The 16946-nt window shown below is 40.6% G+C and carries 14 protein-coding genes; 11 read left to right on the top strand and 3 right to left on the bottom strand.

Annotated features, from left to right (window positions below; genetic code table 11):
* Positions 1-135 precede the first annotated feature (135 nt).
* From GKZ87_20435 to GKZ87_20425, 3 genes are all read right to left on the bottom strand, one after another.
* A complete protein-coding gene (locus tag GKZ87_20435) occupies positions 136-1620 on the bottom strand; it encodes a DUF1846 family protein (protein QSI27699.1) in 1485 nt (494 codons plus the stop codon).
* A gap of 215 nt (positions 1621-1835) precedes the next feature.
* The gene (locus GKZ87_20430) at positions 1836-3578 is read right to left on the bottom strand and encodes an IS1634 family transposase (protein QSI27698.1); all 1743 of its coding nucleotides are present in this window, start codon (positions 3576-3578) and stop codon (positions 1836-1838) included.
* Positions 3579-3918: 340 nt separating this feature from the next.
* On the bottom strand, positions 3919-5661 hold the full coding sequence (locus GKZ87_20425; GenBank protein ID QSI27697.1) for an IS1634 family transposase: 1743 nt from the start codon (positions 5659-5661) through the stop codon (positions 3919-3921).
* A 302-nt stretch (positions 5662-5963) separates the two neighbouring features.
* Between GKZ87_20425 and GKZ87_20420 the strand changes: the two genes are divergently transcribed.
* From GKZ87_20420 to nadA, 11 genes are all read left to right on the top strand, one after another.
* A complete protein-coding gene (locus GKZ87_20420) occupies positions 5964-7226 on the top strand; it encodes a UDP-N-acetylglucosamine 1-carboxyvinyltransferase (protein ID QSI27696.1) in 1263 nt (420 codons plus the stop codon).
* Positions 7227-7391: 165 nt separating this feature from the next.
* Positions 7392-8096, top strand: a complete 705-nt coding sequence (locus GKZ87_20415) for an MBL fold metallo-hydrolase (protein QSI27695.1) — start codon at positions 7392-7394, stop codon at positions 8094-8096.
* 63 nt (positions 8097-8159) lie between these two features.
* The gene (locus GKZ87_20410; GenBank protein ID QSI27694.1) at positions 8160-8885 is read left to right on the top strand and encodes a ChbG/HpnK family deacetylase; all 726 of its coding nucleotides are present in this window, start codon (positions 8160-8162) and stop codon (positions 8883-8885) included.
* Positions 8886-8902: 17 nt separating this feature from the next.
* The gene (locus GKZ87_20405) at positions 8903-9592 is read left to right on the top strand and encodes a LytTR family transcriptional regulator (protein ID QSI27693.1); all 690 of its coding nucleotides are present in this window, start codon (positions 8903-8905) and stop codon (positions 9590-9592) included.
* 408 nt (positions 9593-10000) lie between these two features.
* Positions 10001-10303 carry a hypothetical protein gene (locus GKZ87_20400; protein ID QSI27692.1) on the top strand — a complete coding sequence of 101 codons (303 nt, stop codon included), beginning with the start codon at positions 10001-10003 and terminating at the stop codon, positions 10301-10303.
* Entirely contained in the window at positions 10300-10917 is a 618-nt protein-coding gene (locus tag GKZ87_20395) for a DNA-binding protein (GenBank protein ID QSI27691.1), read from the top strand. The genes GKZ87_20400 and GKZ87_20395 overlap by 4 nt, the downstream gene beginning before the upstream one ends.
* A 1488-nt stretch (positions 10918-12405) precedes the next feature.
* Positions 12406-13116: a 16S rRNA (guanine(527)-N(7))-methyltransferase RsmG gene (rsmG, locus tag GKZ87_20390; GenBank protein QSI27690.1), complete on the top strand. Its 711-nt coding sequence runs from the start codon at positions 12406-12408 to the stop codon at positions 13114-13116.
* Between the two features lie 11 nt (positions 13117-13127).
* Positions 13128-13892 (top strand): ParB/RepB/Spo0J family partition protein, encoded by a 765-nt coding sequence (locus GKZ87_20385; GenBank protein ID QSI27689.1) that lies wholly within the window; start codon positions 13128-13130, stop codon positions 13890-13892.
* 15 nt (positions 13893-13907) lie between these two features.
* Positions 13908-14690, top strand: a complete 783-nt coding sequence (locus GKZ87_20380) for an AAA family ATPase (protein ID QSI27688.1) — start codon at positions 13908-13910, stop codon at positions 14688-14690.
* An 11-nt stretch (positions 14691-14701) separates the two neighbouring features.
* Positions 14702-15586 carry a ParB/RepB/Spo0J family partition protein gene (locus GKZ87_20375; protein QSI27687.1) on the top strand — a complete coding sequence of 295 codons (885 nt, stop codon included), beginning with the start codon at positions 14702-14704 and terminating at the stop codon, positions 15584-15586.
* A gap of 450 nt (positions 15587-16036) precedes the next feature.
* A complete protein-coding gene (gene nadA, locus GKZ87_20370; GenBank protein QSI27686.1) occupies positions 16037-16942 on the top strand; it encodes a quinolinate synthase NadA in 906 nt (301 codons plus the stop codon).
* Positions 16943-16946 lie beyond the last annotated feature (4 nt).

Raw genomic sequence — 16946 nt, 5'->3', positions numbered from 1 at the left:
TATTATACCTATGCTTTGTGAACATTCTTTGAAGCACCTGTGAACACTTTTTAAAAAAATCCGTATAACAATGTGAATACAATATAAAAAAAGACAGTCCGTTAAGACTGCCCATAAGGTATGTATATATTCATGTTATCTGTGATACAGCTTTTTCGTCTGATATCTGTCCTCACACGTCAGATTTACATTCAGCTTGCGGAAGGTATTTGCATCCACCTGAGATAGGATCACGGTGCTATGTGCTTCACAGTCCTTCAGCTTATCCAGCTGCTGCAAAGCCAGATGTGAAACCGGATTGGTCGTTGCGCTGATGGACAATGCGATAAGAATTTCATCCGTATGCAGTCTCGGGTTATGATTACCCAGAGAATTTACCTTCAGCTTTTGAATTGGCTCTATAATATTTGGGGAAATCAGTGGAATTTCATCATTGATATTTCCCAGCTCCTTCAATGCATTTAACAGGGCTGCAGAGCTTGCTCCCAAAAGGGAGGTGGTCTTGCCTGTGACAATACGTCCATCCGGCAGCTCAATCGCTACAGCAGGAGCATCAGTTTCCTCGGATTTTTCCAGCGCCGGCTTTACTACACTTCTTTCATCCGGCTGAATATTTGCCTGAGACATGATAATTTCAATTTTACTGATGGTGTCCTCTGTCGTATGCCCTTTTTTATAATCAACTTTCGCCTTATAATATCGGCGAATGATTTCATCGCTGCTCGCACGTCTTGCGGCTTCATCATTCATAATACAGTAACCGGCCATATTCACACCCATATCGGTAGGTGATTTATAAGGACTTGTCCCCAGTATTTTTTCAAACATAGCATTTAATACAGGGAATATTTCCACATCACGATTGTAATTAACGGTTGTTTCGCCATATGCTTCCAGATGGAACGGGTCAATCATATTGATGTCATTCAGGTCTGCAGTGGCAGCTTCATATGCCAGATTGACCGGATGCTTCAGAGGCAGATTCCAGATTGGAAATGTCTCAAATTTTGCATAGCCTGCTTTGATTCCGCGCATATGCTCATGATACAGCTGGGAAAGACAGGTTGCCATTTTACCGGATCCAGGTCCTGGCGCTGTCACAACGATCAGCGGCTTTGTCGTTTCAATATATTCATTTTTACCATACCCGTCATCCGATACGATCAGCGGTATATTATTCGGATATCCCGCAATCGGGTAATGCAGATATACGTGTACACCCAGATGCTCCAGATGTGCCTTAAAGGTATCGGCGGAGGTCTGATTTGCATATTGCGTGATAACCACACTGCCAACATACAAACCGGTATCGCGGAACGCATCAATCAGACGCAGAACCTCAACATCGTAGGTAATTCCCATATCGCTTCGTATTTTATTTTTTTCTATATCATTTGCAGAAACCGCAATGACGATTTCCACTTCCTCTTTCAGCTCAAGGAGCATTTCTAGCTTACTGTCCGGCTGAAAACCTGGCAGAACTCTGGCCGCGTGGTGGTCATCAAACAGCTTTCCGCCAAACTCCAGATATAATTTATTGTCAAAATTGCTGATACGTTCCAAGATGTGCTTGGATTGCAGTTTTAAATACTTGTCATTATCAAATGCCACTTCTTTCATCGTTCCACTCCTTTTCAACCCACTATCCCGTATTATACCAAAAAAGATATGCATTTACTAATTAAATGGGAAAAAAACGGGAATATTTTAAGAAGTATAGAGGAAAGCTGAACAGGAAACAGCAAGTTCTTAAGATTTTTCTTTTCATATAGATATCTGTAACGAAATGCTTTATAATAATACCTGACTTTAGAAGCAAAATGAAAAAAATGGTGCTAAATCACTTGATCAAGCATCATTTTTATTTGTTGTGGTGATAAATAGAAGTTCCGTATCGGCAGATTGAAGTGTTCCGACAGTGTTGTGATGGTCGGTGAGGATGGAGTAATATTGATGTATCTGCTGTTCTCCTCTCTCAGAACTGTATAAGTTCGCATGAATTCATAGAGTCTGGAAGTGCAGACCTTATTCCCCAGCACTTTAAACTCAAGGATTCTGCTCAGCAGCACTGCCAGATAGCAGATCAGGAAATGCCCCTTGATCGTGCTTTCGCTGCGGCAGAAAACCGGACGGGCATCCAGCTCGGATTTCATGATTTTAAAGGACTCTTCTATCCGCCATAGATTATGATATACATTATAGATTTCCTCATCATCCATTGCCAGCTCAGATGTTACCAGCATATTATATCCGGCCAATTGACAGTCTTTTTTATATTTTTTCTCATTCAGTTGGACGATCACCTTTTCATCTGTGGCATTCCCATCCTTGTCTGATGATGAGAATGTCATATATCTCGATGATTCACCATACTCGCTTTTCTTTGCCTGACACGCTTTTAATTTCTTTGCTTTCTCATACATCTTTTTCAGTTCATATTGTTGCTTTTCACATAAGGAGGGATTAAATGTCAGAATGCGTTTTTCTTTTACCGTGAATCTTTTTTTCTTCTTATCCTCGTCCTGGAATTCATATTTGAATTCATCGATAATGCTCAGATATTTATATTTCAGCTCTTTGTTTTCATCATACACGCATGTGAACTGATTGTTTTCATTCAGCACCCACTGCTGTTCCCTGTCACTCAGCGACTTTACAGATTTCGAAAAAATATAGCCATCCCTGTTTTTTCTGGCTGCATAGATATTGGCAGCGCAGTTCAATCCTTTGTCAGCCACCTGAACGGTTTTTCCTGATATATTGTTCTGTTGCTTCAATGCCCCGATCATATTTCTTAATACTGGCTTCTCGGACTGATTGCCGGGATAAAGTTTCATTGCGATAGGAAGCTGATTGGTATCAAGAAGCAGGCCCAGACCAATGATAGGATCAGTACGGTTCTCTTTAGAGGGACCCTTTTTCTGAATGTCGCTTTCTCTATCAATTTCAAAGTAGAAATTGGTGCAGTCAAAATAAGTCTTCGAGGTAGATATGCCATAACGTTCAGAAACTCTGCTGGTGAAGATCTCAACGATCTTCTCATATTCGTCACCCATGATCCCAAGTGCAGTCAGCAGCTGGTCATAGCTGAAACCTGTCATGTCCCCATAAAGATAAGGGATCACCTCATGAAAGGTCTTGTATTTGGAGCATGGCTTCACACATCTTGCATAGATGAGGCACTCCATGATATCGCTGATGGAGAATCTGAAATCACGATTATACTGGAGCAGGTTGATATGTTCAGATACCCTGAGACCATCAAGAATATTTTTGATAGGGAAATAGCCGAGGTAACGGACAGGGGATTCCTCGATAAGCCTGATTTTTTCAAGTTCTTTCCTGCTTTTGAGCTCATCGTTGAGTTTTTTGACTTCCTGAGAGAAAAAGGAGATAGGATCAGCGATACCGGAATCAATGAGATCATGGACGTAACCTAGAGATCTGAAAGATTTGTGAGAGGTATTCTTTTTAGAGTGGTCATAGAAACTTTCATAGATCTGAAGATAGAGACCTTTCTTCAGATGAGATTTTTTAAGGAAATAAGCCATAGGAACCTCCAAAGTGTATAGCACTATGTAACACCATTATTATAACATAGAAAAACTTTTTTATCAAATTATTTCAAAGAAAAAAAGTCCGCTAAAACAGGGACTTTCATCAGCTAGTAGATTAAACTCATCACTTAATTTCATGGTGCTAACTTCTAAACACGGGTTTTCAACCCACTATCCCGTATTATACCAAAAAAGATATGCATTTACTAATTAAATGGGAAAAAAACGGGAATATTTTAAGAAGTATAGAGGAAAGCTGAACAGGAAACAGCAAGTTCTTAAGATTTTTCTTTTCATATAGATATCTGTAACGAAATGCTTTATAATACCTGACTTTAGAAGCAAAATGAAAAAAATGGTGCTAAATCACTTGATCAAGCATCATTTTTATTTGTTGTGGTGATAAATAGAAGTTCCGTATCGGCAGATTGAAGTGTTCCGACAGTGTTGTGATGGTCGGTGAGGATGGAGTAATATTGATGTATCTGCTGTTCTCCTCTCTCAGAACTGTATAAGTTCGCATGAATTCATAGAGTCTGGAAGTGCAGACCTTATTCCCCAGCACTTTAAACTCAAGGATTCTGCTCAGCAGCACTGCCAGATAGCAGATCAGGAAATGCCCCTTGATCGTGCTTTCGCTGCGGCAGAAAACCGGACGGGCATCCAGCTCGGATTTCATGATTTTAAAGGACTCTTCTATCCGCCATAGATTATGATATACATTATAGATTTCCTCATCATCCATTGCCAGCTCAGATGTTACCAGCATATTATATCCGGCCAATTGACAGTCTTTTTTATATTTTTTCTCATTCAGTTGGACGATCACCTTTTCATCTGTGGCATTCCCATCCTTGTCTGATGATGAGAATGTCATATATCTCGATGATTCACCATACTCGCTTTTCTTTGCCTGACACGCTTTTAATTTCTTTGCTTTCTCATACATCTTTTTCAGTTCATATTGTTGCTTTTCACATAAGGAGGGATTAAATGTCAGAATGCGTTTTTCTTTTACCGTGAATCTTTTTTTCTTCTTATCCTCGTCCTGGAATTCATATTTGAATTCATCGATAATGCTCAGATATTTATATTTCAGCTCTTTGTTTTCATCATACACGCATGTGAACTGATTGTTTTCATTCAGCACCCACTGCTGTTCCCTGTCACTCAGCGACTTTACAGATTTCGAAAAAATATAGCCATCCCTGTTTTTTCTGGCTGCATAGATATTGGCAGCGCAGTTCAATCCTTTGTCAGCCACCTGAACGGTTTTTCCTGATATATTGTTCTGTTGCTTCAATGCCCCGATCATATTTCTTAATACTGGCTTCTCGGACTGATTGCCGGGATAAAGTTTCATTGCGATAGGAAGCTGATTGGTATCAAGAAGCAGGCCCAGACCAATGATAGGATCAGTACGGTTCTCTTTAGAGGGACCCTTTTTCTGAATGTCGCTTTCTCTATCAATTTCAAAGTAGAAATTGGTGCAGTCAAAATAAGTCTTCGAGGTAGATATGCCATAACGTTCAGAAACTCTGCTGGTGAAGATCTCAACGATCTTCTCATATTCGTCACCCATGATCCCAAGTGCAGTCAGCAGCTGGTCATAGCTGAAACCTGTCATGTCCCCATAAAGATAAGGGATCACCTCATGAAAGGTCTTGTATTTGGAGCATGGCTTCACACATCTTGCATAGATGAGGCACTCCATGATATCGCTGATGGAGAATCTGAAATCACGATTATACTGGAGCAGGTTGATATGTTCAGATACCCTGAGACCATCAAGAATATTTTTGATAGGGAAATAGCCGAGGTAACGGACAGGGGATTCCTCGATAAGCCTGATTTTTTCAAGTTCTTTCCTGCTTTTGAGCTCATCGTTGAGTTTTTTGACTTCCTGAGAGAAAAAGGAGATAGGATCAGCGATACCGGAATCAATGAGATCATGGACGTAACCTAGAGATCTGAAAGATTTGTGAGAGGTATTCTTTTTAGAGTGGTCATAGAAACTTTCATAGATCTGAAGATAGAGACCTTTCTTCAGATGAGATTTTTTAAGGAAATAAGCCATAGGAACCTCCAAAGTGTATAGCACTATGTAACACCATTATTATAACATAGAAAAACTTTTTTATCAAATTATTTCAAAGAAAAAAAGTCCGCTAAAACAGGGACTTTCATCAGCTAGTAGATTAAACTCATCACTTAATTTCATGGTGCTAACTTCTAAACACGGGTATAGAGGAAAGCTGAACAGGAAACAGCAAGTTCTTAAGATTTTTCTTTTCATATAGATATCTGTAACGAAATGCTTTATAATAATAATGCACTTTTGCGCCTGTAAAGAATCACGCGAACAGTAAATCACAATAAAATAGTAATACTGGAAGGAGAATTGTCATGGAAGAAGTTATAAAGATTGAAGGAAAGCATGAATTAGAGGGGACAGTAAGAATCAGTGGTTCAAAAAATGCCACTGTTGCACTGATTCCGGCCGCCATTCTGGCAAATGGCCCAGTTACTATTTGTGGAGTTCCTGATATATCTGATGTACAATCCCTGTCTGTACTGCTGAGAGATCTGGGTGTTCTTGTGGACATCCGTTCTTCTGATACCATTGTTATTGATCCAACAACAATGGAAAATCGACCGCTGGTACAGGACGCTGTAAATAAACTGCGGGCTTCCTATTATTTCATGGGGGCACTGCTTGGAAAATACGGACATGCGGAAATCAAAATGCCGGGAGGCTGTTATTTGGGCCCACGACCAATCGATTTGCATTTAAAGGGCTTTGAAGCACTGGGGGCAAATATCCGCTATGACCACGGTTCTTATATTCTGGATGCACCTCAGCTGACAGGAACAAAGATTTTCCTGGATATCGCCAGTGTGGGAGCGACCATCAATATTATGATGGCTGCGGTTCATGCGAAGGGCAGAACAACGATTGAGAATGCCGCTAAGGAACCGGAAATTATCGATGTGGCTACACTACTGAATAAGATGGGTGCCAATATCCGTGGTGCCGGAACAAACGTGATTACGATTGACGGTGTGGATCAGCTTGCGGGCTGTTTCCATGAAATCATTCCGGATAGAATCGAGGCTGCCACATATATCGTACTTGCCGCAGCAGCCGCAAAGGAAGTCCGGATTGACAATATTATACCGCATCATTTGGAGGCGTTGCTTTCCAAGCTGAAGGAAATTGGTACGGATCTGGAAATCGGTGTTGACAATGTTGTTATCCGTGCATCAAAGGAACTAAAGGCTGCCGATATCAAAACGCTGCCTTATCCAGGCTTTGCCACAGATATACAGCAGCCGCTGACAGCTCTGCTTACGCAGGCACTGGGACAGTCCATTGTTACAGAAACGATTTATACAGAGCGGTTCAAGCATTGTCAGGAGCTGAATAAAATGGGGGCCAATATCAATGTTATGATACCTAGCTCCTTTATCAATGGGCCGACGCCGTTATCCGGCGCAGAGGTCTATGCAACGGATTTGCGCTGCGGTGCCTGCCTTGTGATTGCAGGATTGATTGCCGATGGGGTTACAACGATTCACAATATCTATCATATCGAACGCGGATATGAGCATATCGATGAAAAGCTGACAGCTCTTGGTGCAAAAATCTGGAGAGAAACAATAGAATAAATAAGAAAAGGCTGCTGCGGCAGTCTTTTTATCTGGCGGCGTTTTAAGCTGTCTGTAACCAGTCAAAGGAAGGGTATACATGATAGGAAGGGTTATGATATACTTTTTATAACAAGACAGGGATAAATCCTTGAAGCTGATATATTCAGAGACTGGAGAAGGGAAATGAAGCTGAGAGAACATCTGTATCTCCTTTCCGGAGGTATATATGGAAAATTGGGGAATGTCTATGCAGTACAATATGATGGCGGCTATATCCTGATAGACTGCGGACGGTATGACGCTTTGGATATCATACAAAAAAATATGAAGTACTGGGGGATTGCATCACAGGACATCACGCATGTGCTGCTCACACACGGTCATGATGATCATGCGGGAAGCTCATCATGGTTCCAAAAGCACGGCAGCCAGATATATGTCGGTGCCGGTGATGAAGTCATCATGAAGGCCGGAAATTTTGGTACGGAAAGTCCGTTTACCAATCATGTTATGCCGCCATGCAGTCCGGATGTGATAATTGTTGAGGATATGGTTATCCATGTCGGAAATCTGACGCTTCACGCGTACCGCATGCCGGGACATACGGAGGGCTCTGTCCTTTATCATATGGTGCTTGATAAAGAGGAGATCATTTTCAGCGGCGATATGTTTTTCGCAGATGGTGAAACAGGCGAAGCAGCCTTTACCGGCTGGAAGGGGGATATGACTTATAATGGTTCTCTCCTTTTGGAAAGCTTTCAACGGCTCTGGAAGCTGCAGCTGCATGCGGATATCGTTGCCGGCGGACACGGTATTCCGGTAATTGGCGGGCATGCGGATCAAATTATTATGCTTGCCTATAAATATGCAATGCTGAACAACCGCTAAACCAGGCATATACTCTTCTTTGGTAACGGCGTATAATATAGCTGTTTAAAGGAGGAGAAACATATGAAAAGAGTTATCGTAAATGCGGATGATTTCGGTTTTAGTGAGGCGGTCAATTATGGTATTCTGAAAGCGATAAAGAGTGGCATTGTAACTTCTACATCGTTAATGGCAAATATGCCTGGCTTTGCGCATGCGGTGGAATTGTATCACAGATATCCAAACCTGGCTGTAGGAGTGCATCTGAATCTTACATGTTATCGCCCGCTGCTTTCCACGCATAAGACTCTGACGATGGAAAACGGCTGTTTCCATAAACAGAATGATCTTTTACATTATGATGAGACAGAAATGTATACGGAATTAAAAGCACAGATTCAGCGTATCCTGGATGCTGGCATCCGTATCGACCATCTGGATTCCCATCATCATATTCATACAACTAAAAGGCTTCGCAATGTGATTGTAAGACTGCAGAAGGAATATGCTCTGCCTGTTCGGGGCGGATTTGAATATCCGGTGTCATTTCCACACACAGAGCTGTCGACAGCATTTTATGGGGAGGGTGCAAAGCTGAGTTCTCTGGAAGAAATATTCGCTCATGTGAGTGAGCAGGAGGTGACGGATATCATGTGTCATCCTGCCTATATAGATCAGTTCCTGTATGATTCTACATCGTATTCGCTGAAGCGTATAAAGGAACAGGAGATTTTATGCAGTGAAAAAGCTGCGCAGTTGATTCAGAGATACGGTATTACACTATGTACATATAAGGAAGTGCACGCATAAACGATTGGGGTGATGATATGCTGAGAATTGCAATACTTGAAAATGAAGATGCTGCGAAAAATATCATGTTTTCACTTGCTCAGTATCTGCAGGAGGAGGATTGCTGCTTTTACTGCTTCAAGAAGATATCGCAGTTCGCAAAGGTTGAGAAGGAAAAGGAATTTCATGTTGTGGTATTTCATGAAAAAATGGAGATTCCAAGAGTAACACAGTCCTTTGTTTTGAATAAGCCTCAGCGGATTATCATTTACACGAAGACAAGGCTGCGTGAAACGGAACAGCAGATCCTGCCCTTTGCCCGCATTTTCTATGTTGAACGAGGAAGGATACAGACAGATATGAAGCGTATCCTGCCATATATAAAAAAGCTCATTCGCAATCAGGATGAATATCTGTTTTCCTATAACAATGTAAAGGTACCATTGAAGATCAGTGACATTTATTATATTGAGAAGGAAGATAAGCTGCTTGTATATCATACAAAGCGGGGGGAGTTTCGGGAACGCAAGAATATGAAGGACGCCTATATGGATTTTAGAGTATATAATTTTTTATGGATACATGTCAGCTATCTTGTCAATATGTCTTATATCATGAAAATAGAGAATGATATGGTCATGTTACCTACAGTTCATTTGCCGATATCCAGATCAAAAAAAGCTGAGGTCTTGCGTACATTTCATGGCTTTATAGATAAAAATTACTGAAAATTCCAAAATACTGCAAATCTTTTCACGATTCTTTACGGATACCGTTCAGCGTTTAAAATGAAAGTAGAAAGAAATGCCAAAGGAAAGAGAGCGGTGAGAAAATGGGATAGTTTGTTAGATAGATTATTCTGGAGCTTGTCATAGGAAGCTGATGTGTGAAATGGGTTCTTGTATAGGAGCTTATCAGTGAAAAGAATGTGAAGGAAACAGCGGAATCACAATAATTTAACGTTACATCAGAAATACGGTGTGGATTATCAAAAGTTAAAATCCGATGAAGAACTGGTGACAGCAGATGAGGTATCAGCTTCTATTCATATACTTGGGACAGATAATATACATGAGGGTTACATATCATAATCAGAAAAATATGGACAAAACCATAGAAAAAAAGAGGGATTTAAAATGGAAAATAAAGTGATTAAATTTTTTGTGAAATCTGTAGTAACTGTTTTAATGTTTGGTTTAACTTTTAGTTTGATGATCATTTCACCTGTGAAAGCGAAAGAGTTCACAAATCTGCCTGAAAGTAATAGAACTGCATCAATTAAAGGCTATGTATTGCATAATGAACAAACAATTCAAATTGAAACAGCTACGGCAATAGGCGCTAGTAAAGGATTATCTGCTGGTTGGATAAGTTTTTGGGGAGAAACATATACAACCACGAAGAATCTATCGTTATATAATATTATTCAGTCACTATGAGAAAAAAGTCAATTATTCTTCTTATCGTATTACTTTGTATAGCTTTGGGGGCTGTTTGCTATGCAAAGCGGATGAAAGAAATAGAAGAGAATATTCATTTCATTAAGGAAGATAGTACAAGAGAAATACTTTGGGGAGAGTCACTAGCTGAGAAAGATTTTGTAGAGTTAGATTCTTCTGTTAAGGATGCAACTGTCCTGTTTCATTATGATGATTCAATTATAAATAAAGAACAGCTGCTTACTGTAACGGTTAACTGCAATGGATATAAGACAAGCCGGGGTTTCAACTTGACAATTATTGATACAGATCCACCGATTATAAAATATACGGGACCAGCAAAAATAGAAGGTGATCCCAATTTTAGATTAAGTGATTACCTGCAGGTTTATGATATTCGTCCCTATGATAAGGTGAAGCTTGATTTACATGAAAAAGATGGTAGTAATAAGCAGAGTTATTATGAATATAGTTGTGATGAGAATAACCAGACCTGCAATTTTGATCAGGATGCCGTTGGTGTTCATGATGTACATATATTTGCATATGACGGACATGGGAATGAGGCATATAAAACAATAAAGATTACAGTTATGCCGCCAGCCTATCATTGAATATTTGGACATTAAAATTAGCCTGGAATTCTAAGAGAAATGATATTATTAGAACACTAATGCAGACAAATAACCAATTATTCCATATATCTGCAAATCTTTCCACAAGACTTTACAGATACCATACAGCGATTATAATAAAAGTGTAAAAAGAAATACCAAAGAAAAGAGAGCGGTGAGAAGATGGGACAGTTAGCTAGTTAGATTATTTTGGAACTTGTCATAGGAAGCTGATGCGTGAAAGGGTTTCTTGTATAGGAGCTTATCAGTGGAAAGAAAGTTAAGTAACAGCGATATCATAATAATCTAACGTTAAATCGGAAATACGGTGTGGATCATCGGAAGTTTAAGCCTAAAGAAGAACTGGTGACAGCAGACAAGGTATTAGGAAACGATATAAGTGATTATATCAACTGGTAAAACAGGAAACTCCATTGTAATTTGAATGTTAATACAAGTAGACAAATCGAACGACTGTTGAATAACGATGGTTAAGTAAATAGATCTATATCTTATGACCGGCTGGACTATGAATTGATGGAAAAGCAGATTTAAAGGAGAAACTGATAAGGAACGAAACAGATTATGTTGTCCGTTACAAAGATCAGGATGAGTATCCGGTAAATGAAAAGATGTCATAAGGAACCTGAAACTATCTAAACTGATGAGATCGAAAGGATTATCATAATATCACTTCCGGCAAAATCAGGAAACAATATAGAATGTATCAGGAGGAACTGCAGATAACTTTAAAAGCAGGGATAAAGCAGATTGGCAACCCTGTGACTGATTTGGTAGGAAAATAACTGCAGATACCGTTAATCGTTCAAATACGAAGCGTTCATTGAAAGCTTGTCATGATGTATTGTAATTTGATTTGAATCTATAAGATTTATATCTTATACAAAGACATAGATAAGAAGAAATGGATGTGATAAAATACAAGTAAATGGTAAAGCCTCTGGCACGTGTGAAATGCTGTCGGAGGCTTTTTTCTGCTTTCCATTGTCAGATGGTTGAGTGTAATGGGAAAAATGACTAGAAATGCTATAAACCGGTACGATTTGCAATTATAAAAAAAGCAAAGAAATCAAAAAAGCAGCAACGCCTGTTATGGATTGACAGTTACATACCGTGTGCTTTCTGTAATTTCGAATGGAAAGCATGGTGCGCTGCTTTGGCTGTAAATGTAAAGCAGACAAATTATAAGGATGATTACACACACTGCATCTTATATGTACTACAGATGTATCAATATTTTCCGTTTCCTCAGACAAGGGGACCTTTCATAGTCAAATTGAGAGGTGCCTTTTATTCAATTTCATGAATATTGGCGGGAAGAAACTTTTTTTGTCAGGTATTTAGGGTATCCGGATACATAATAAAGCGATTACACTTTATACTGACGGGCTTCTGTGGAAAATTCACAAACTAAATGTTTAGTTAGTGGATGTTCTTTGATATAATAGTAGATGCTGGAGGGATACTATGTCCAAAAAATTTCATAAAGAAGACTTTTTCAAGGTGCTTGCTGAGCACGGTATTCAATTACATGAGCGTCAACTGCAGCAGTTTGAGGAATACGCATCCATGCTGATCGAATGGAATCAGAAAATGAATCTAACCGCCATAACCGATCTGGATGAGATTTATGAAAAGCATTTTCTGGATTCTATATTACCTTCCTTTGATTGGAAGCTACAGGGCAGCTTCTGTGATGTTGGTGCTGGTGCAGGATTCCCTGGAATACCTTTAAAAATCATATATCCTGATCTGGAGCTGACGATAGTAGAAACACTGGGAAAAAGAATTACTTTTTTAAATGCTTTATGTGAAAAGCTAAAGCTCGACGGTGTAGCCTGTGTGCATGCCAGAGCTGAGGATTATGCTAAGGAGCATCGGGAGAGCTTTGATATTGTGAGTGCCCGTGCGGTTGCCAATCTTCCTTTACTCAGTGAATTGTGCATTCCACTGGTAAAGCAGCATGGCAGCTTCCTTGCATTAAAGGGTGCCAATGGCGATGAGGAATATGCATTGGCTGAAAAAGCAATTCGGCTTCTGGGGTGTGAATTAAAGCAGAGGGATGTGCATACGCTGTCAGACGGATCACAGCGGATCAACTTTGTTTTTGAGAAAACAAGGCTGACACCAAAGAAATATCCGAGACCGTTTGCACAAATGAAGAAAAATCCCCTTTGAGGAGGAATAGAATGAAAGATACTAGAATAGTGGATATTGATCTGGTAGAACCGAATCCTTATCAGCCGCGTCTGGAATTTGATGATGAAGCACTGATGGATCTGGCACAATCCATTCGGGAAAACGGACTGATCCAACCGATTACAGTTCGTGAAATGGATGGAAAATATCAGATTATTGCCGGAGAGCGGCGATTTCGGGCATTGAAGCTGAATGGTGCTGTGGATGTTCCGGTTCTCATCATGGATGCCAATGAGGTACAGATGGCAGAAATGGCATTAGTGGAAAATATTCAGAGAGAGAATCTGAGTGCAATCGAGGAAGCAAAGTCCTATGTGGAAATCATGAAGTATTCCGGATTGAATCAGAGTCAGCTTGCTTTGCGGGTAGGTAAGAGCCAATCCTCCATCGCAAATAAAATCCGTCTTCTGAATCTGGATGAGGATGTGCAGGAAGCTGTCAGTACGAAGAAGATAAGTGAACGGCATGCAAGAGCATTGATTGGTCTGGATGAAGAAAAACAGCATGATGCTTTAAACAAAATCGTGAAAAAGGGCATGACGGTTGCACAGACTGAGAAAATGCTGAAGGAACAGGCACAGCCGAAAAAAGAAAAGAAAAAGGTGATGCTGAAGGGCATCAGCAAAAATATCAAGATCGCAATCAATACGATTCATCAGGCAGTCAGTATGGTGAATCGTGCCGGAACAGCGGCAGCTATAAGCGAAGAGGAACATGAGGATGAAGTCATCATTACCATTCGCATTCCGAAATAGAAAGGAAATGATCTTATGGGTAAAATCATAGCGGTATCCAACCAGAAGGGCGGTGTTGGTAAGACAACAACATCTATCAACCTCGCGGCTGGTTTGGGATATCTTGGAAATAAAGTCCTCCTGGTGGATTTTGACCCGCAGGGAAATGCAACACAGGGAGTCGGTGCAGAGGTAGGCGAGGATAAGCTATCCGTATATAATCTGATTATGGAGGATTATAAGGTGGAGGATATTCGTAAAAAGCTGACATCTCCGCCAATTGATATTGTTCCTGCAAGCATTGCGCTGGCCGGAGCTGATCTGCAGATGGTTAAGTTTGAGGTTGGAAAAGAGGAGCTTTTGAAAAATAAGCTGGATTTAATAAAGGATGAGTATGATTTCATCATTATTGACTGCCCGCCTTCTCTGGGACTTTTAAATACCAATGCCTTAACGGCTGCGGATTCTGTCATTATTCCGGTACAGTGTGAATATTATGCACTGGAGGGTGTTACTCAGCTGCTTCTGACTATTCGTCTGGTTCAGCAGTTGTTTAACCGTGAATTGATGATTGAAGGTGTTGTGCTGACGATGTATGATGCCCGTACTAAGCTGAGTGTGGAAGTGCAGCAGGAGGTACGCCAGCATTTTAAGGATCGTGTTTATAAGAACTACATACCGAGAAATGTGAAGCTGAGTGAAGCTCCGTCCAGAGGAATGTCAATATTTGAATATGATGTTCGCTGTGAAGGGGCAAAGGCTTATGCTGGCTTGTCCAATGAAGTTGTGAAAATGAATAAGAAAGCAAAAGCCAGATAGGAGGTGGATGAATGCCGAAAAAGGATAATAGCGCAAGACTTGGGAAAGGATTATCTGCAATCTTTGGAGAGGATGTCAGCAATGTGCTGGAGGATATTCAGCAGGGTAAGACGGAGGTTCATGAGGATTCCAAGTTTGAAGTGGAAGTCAAGGATGTAAAGCCGAATCCGTATCAGCCGCGCAAAAACTTTGATGATGAGAAGATTCAGGAGCTGGCAGATTCCATCCGACTGCATGGGGTATTTACACCCATTCTGGTAAAAAAAGCTGTTAAGGGCTATGAGCTGATTGCCGGTGAGCGGCGTTTAAGAGCAAGTAAGGTTGCCGGGCTGAAAACCATCCCTGCTATTCTGATGGAATTTGATGATCAGCAGATGATGGAAATCGCATTACTGGAAAACATTCAGCGCGAGGATCTGAATGCTATTGAGGAAGCACAGGGCTATGAAAAGCTGATTAAGAAGCTGGGATATACACAGGAGGAGCTGGCGAAGCGGATTGGAAAATCCAGGGAGCATGTGGCAAATATGCTGCGGCTTTTGAAGCTTCCCAAATCCGTACAGCAATATGTAATTGATAAACAGCTGAGTATGGGACATGTCCGTGCATTGCTTGGCTTAAAGGATGCTTCACAGATTGAAGAGGTAGCCAAGAAAGCTATTCAGCTTCACCTGAGTGTCCGTGCTGTGGAAACCCTTGTTAAGAATATGAATGAACCTAAAAGCGCTCCGGAAATGAAAGTGCGTGATATCAATCTGGATAAGGTTCAGGATCGTTTGCAGAGCCGCTTTCAGACAAAGGTGCGTATCGATGAAAAACAGATTACCATACGTTATGAGGGTAATGATGACCTGAATCGTCTGCTGGAACTGCTGGGCGGTATTGAAGAAGAATAACAAATGTGAAATCAGATGTCTATTTGGGACATCTTTTCTTTATATGTCTGATATGTACAAAGGTTAATAAAGGGGATGGGTGTTAGTGGAAGCAGTCATTTGCTGGGAAATGTTACATCAGCTCTTGAAAGGGCCCTTTCTCTCACTTTATACAGGTATAAATTTATTGAATATTTCAAATTATCAGACCTTAAATCATTTTGCTATGCTTACACTTTTTTATAGGATATGCCGTATGGGAAAAGGGATGGCTCCAAATGGATATAAGTAGGTTTCGTGGTTGTGAATGAAGATAGGTTTAAGACAAATTATATTATATGTGTCTGTCAACAAATTATTTTACATGTGTCTTGTCACATGTTGTTATATATGCTATACTGTGACAGATACAAAGATTAAGAGAAAGGGAGATAGAGGTAGCGTGAATCAGACGCGTACCATTAAAGGAATATGACAAAACAGGAAGAAATTAAACAGCTTAAGGTTGAAAAGGATGCCGTACTGCTGGCGCATTATTATGTACCGGCAGAGGTACAGGAAATCGCAGATTATGTAGGAGATTCTTTCTATCTAAGCAAGGTGGCGTCAAAGCTGACCAATAAGGTTCTGGTATTCTGCGGCGTATCGTTTATGGGAGAGAGCGGTAAGCTCCTGAATCCGGAAAAAGCAGTATTGATGCCGGATGCAACCGCAGATTGTCCAATGGCACATATGGTGACAAAGGCAGAAATTGACAAGGTAAGAGCAGCGTATGAGGATCTTGCTGTTGTATGCTATATCAATTCGACTGCAGAAATAAAATCTTGGTCGGATGTTTGTGTGACGTCCGCAAATGCTGTCCAGATTGTAAGAAATCTGCCAAATCAAAATATCTTGTTTATACCGGATAAAAACCTGGGACGATATGTGGCACAACAGGTACCGGAAAAGAATGTAATGCTGGTTAAGGGATACTGTCCGGTTCATGAGGAAATGCGTGTTCAGGAAATACAGGCATTGAAACAGCAGCATCCGTACGCTGAAATTTTGGCACATCCGGAGTGCAATGCGCAGGTGCTGGACATGGCAGATTATATCGGCTCTACAACCGGTATTTTAAAACAGGCGGCCGCAAGCAGTGCAAAGGAATTCATTATAGCAACGGAATGCGGTGTACGCTACGAGCTTGAAAAGCAGAGTCCGGATAAGAGGTTTTATTTCCCTGAAACAGAACCGGTTTGTACTGATATGAAAAAGATTACACTTGACGGTATATTACATGTACTTCGCACGGGAGAAAACAAAGCTTCTGTGGCAGAGGAGATTGCAGGCCCGTCAAAGGCAACGTTGAAAAGAATGCTGGAGCTTGCGGCATAGACTG

This window comes from Erysipelotrichaceae bacterium 66202529, from assembly GCA_017161075.1.
GTDB lineage: Bacteria > Bacillota_I > Bacilli_A > Erysipelotrichales > Erysipelotrichaceae > Clostridium_AQ.
This window is presented reverse-complemented; position numbering and strand designations above follow the sequence as displayed.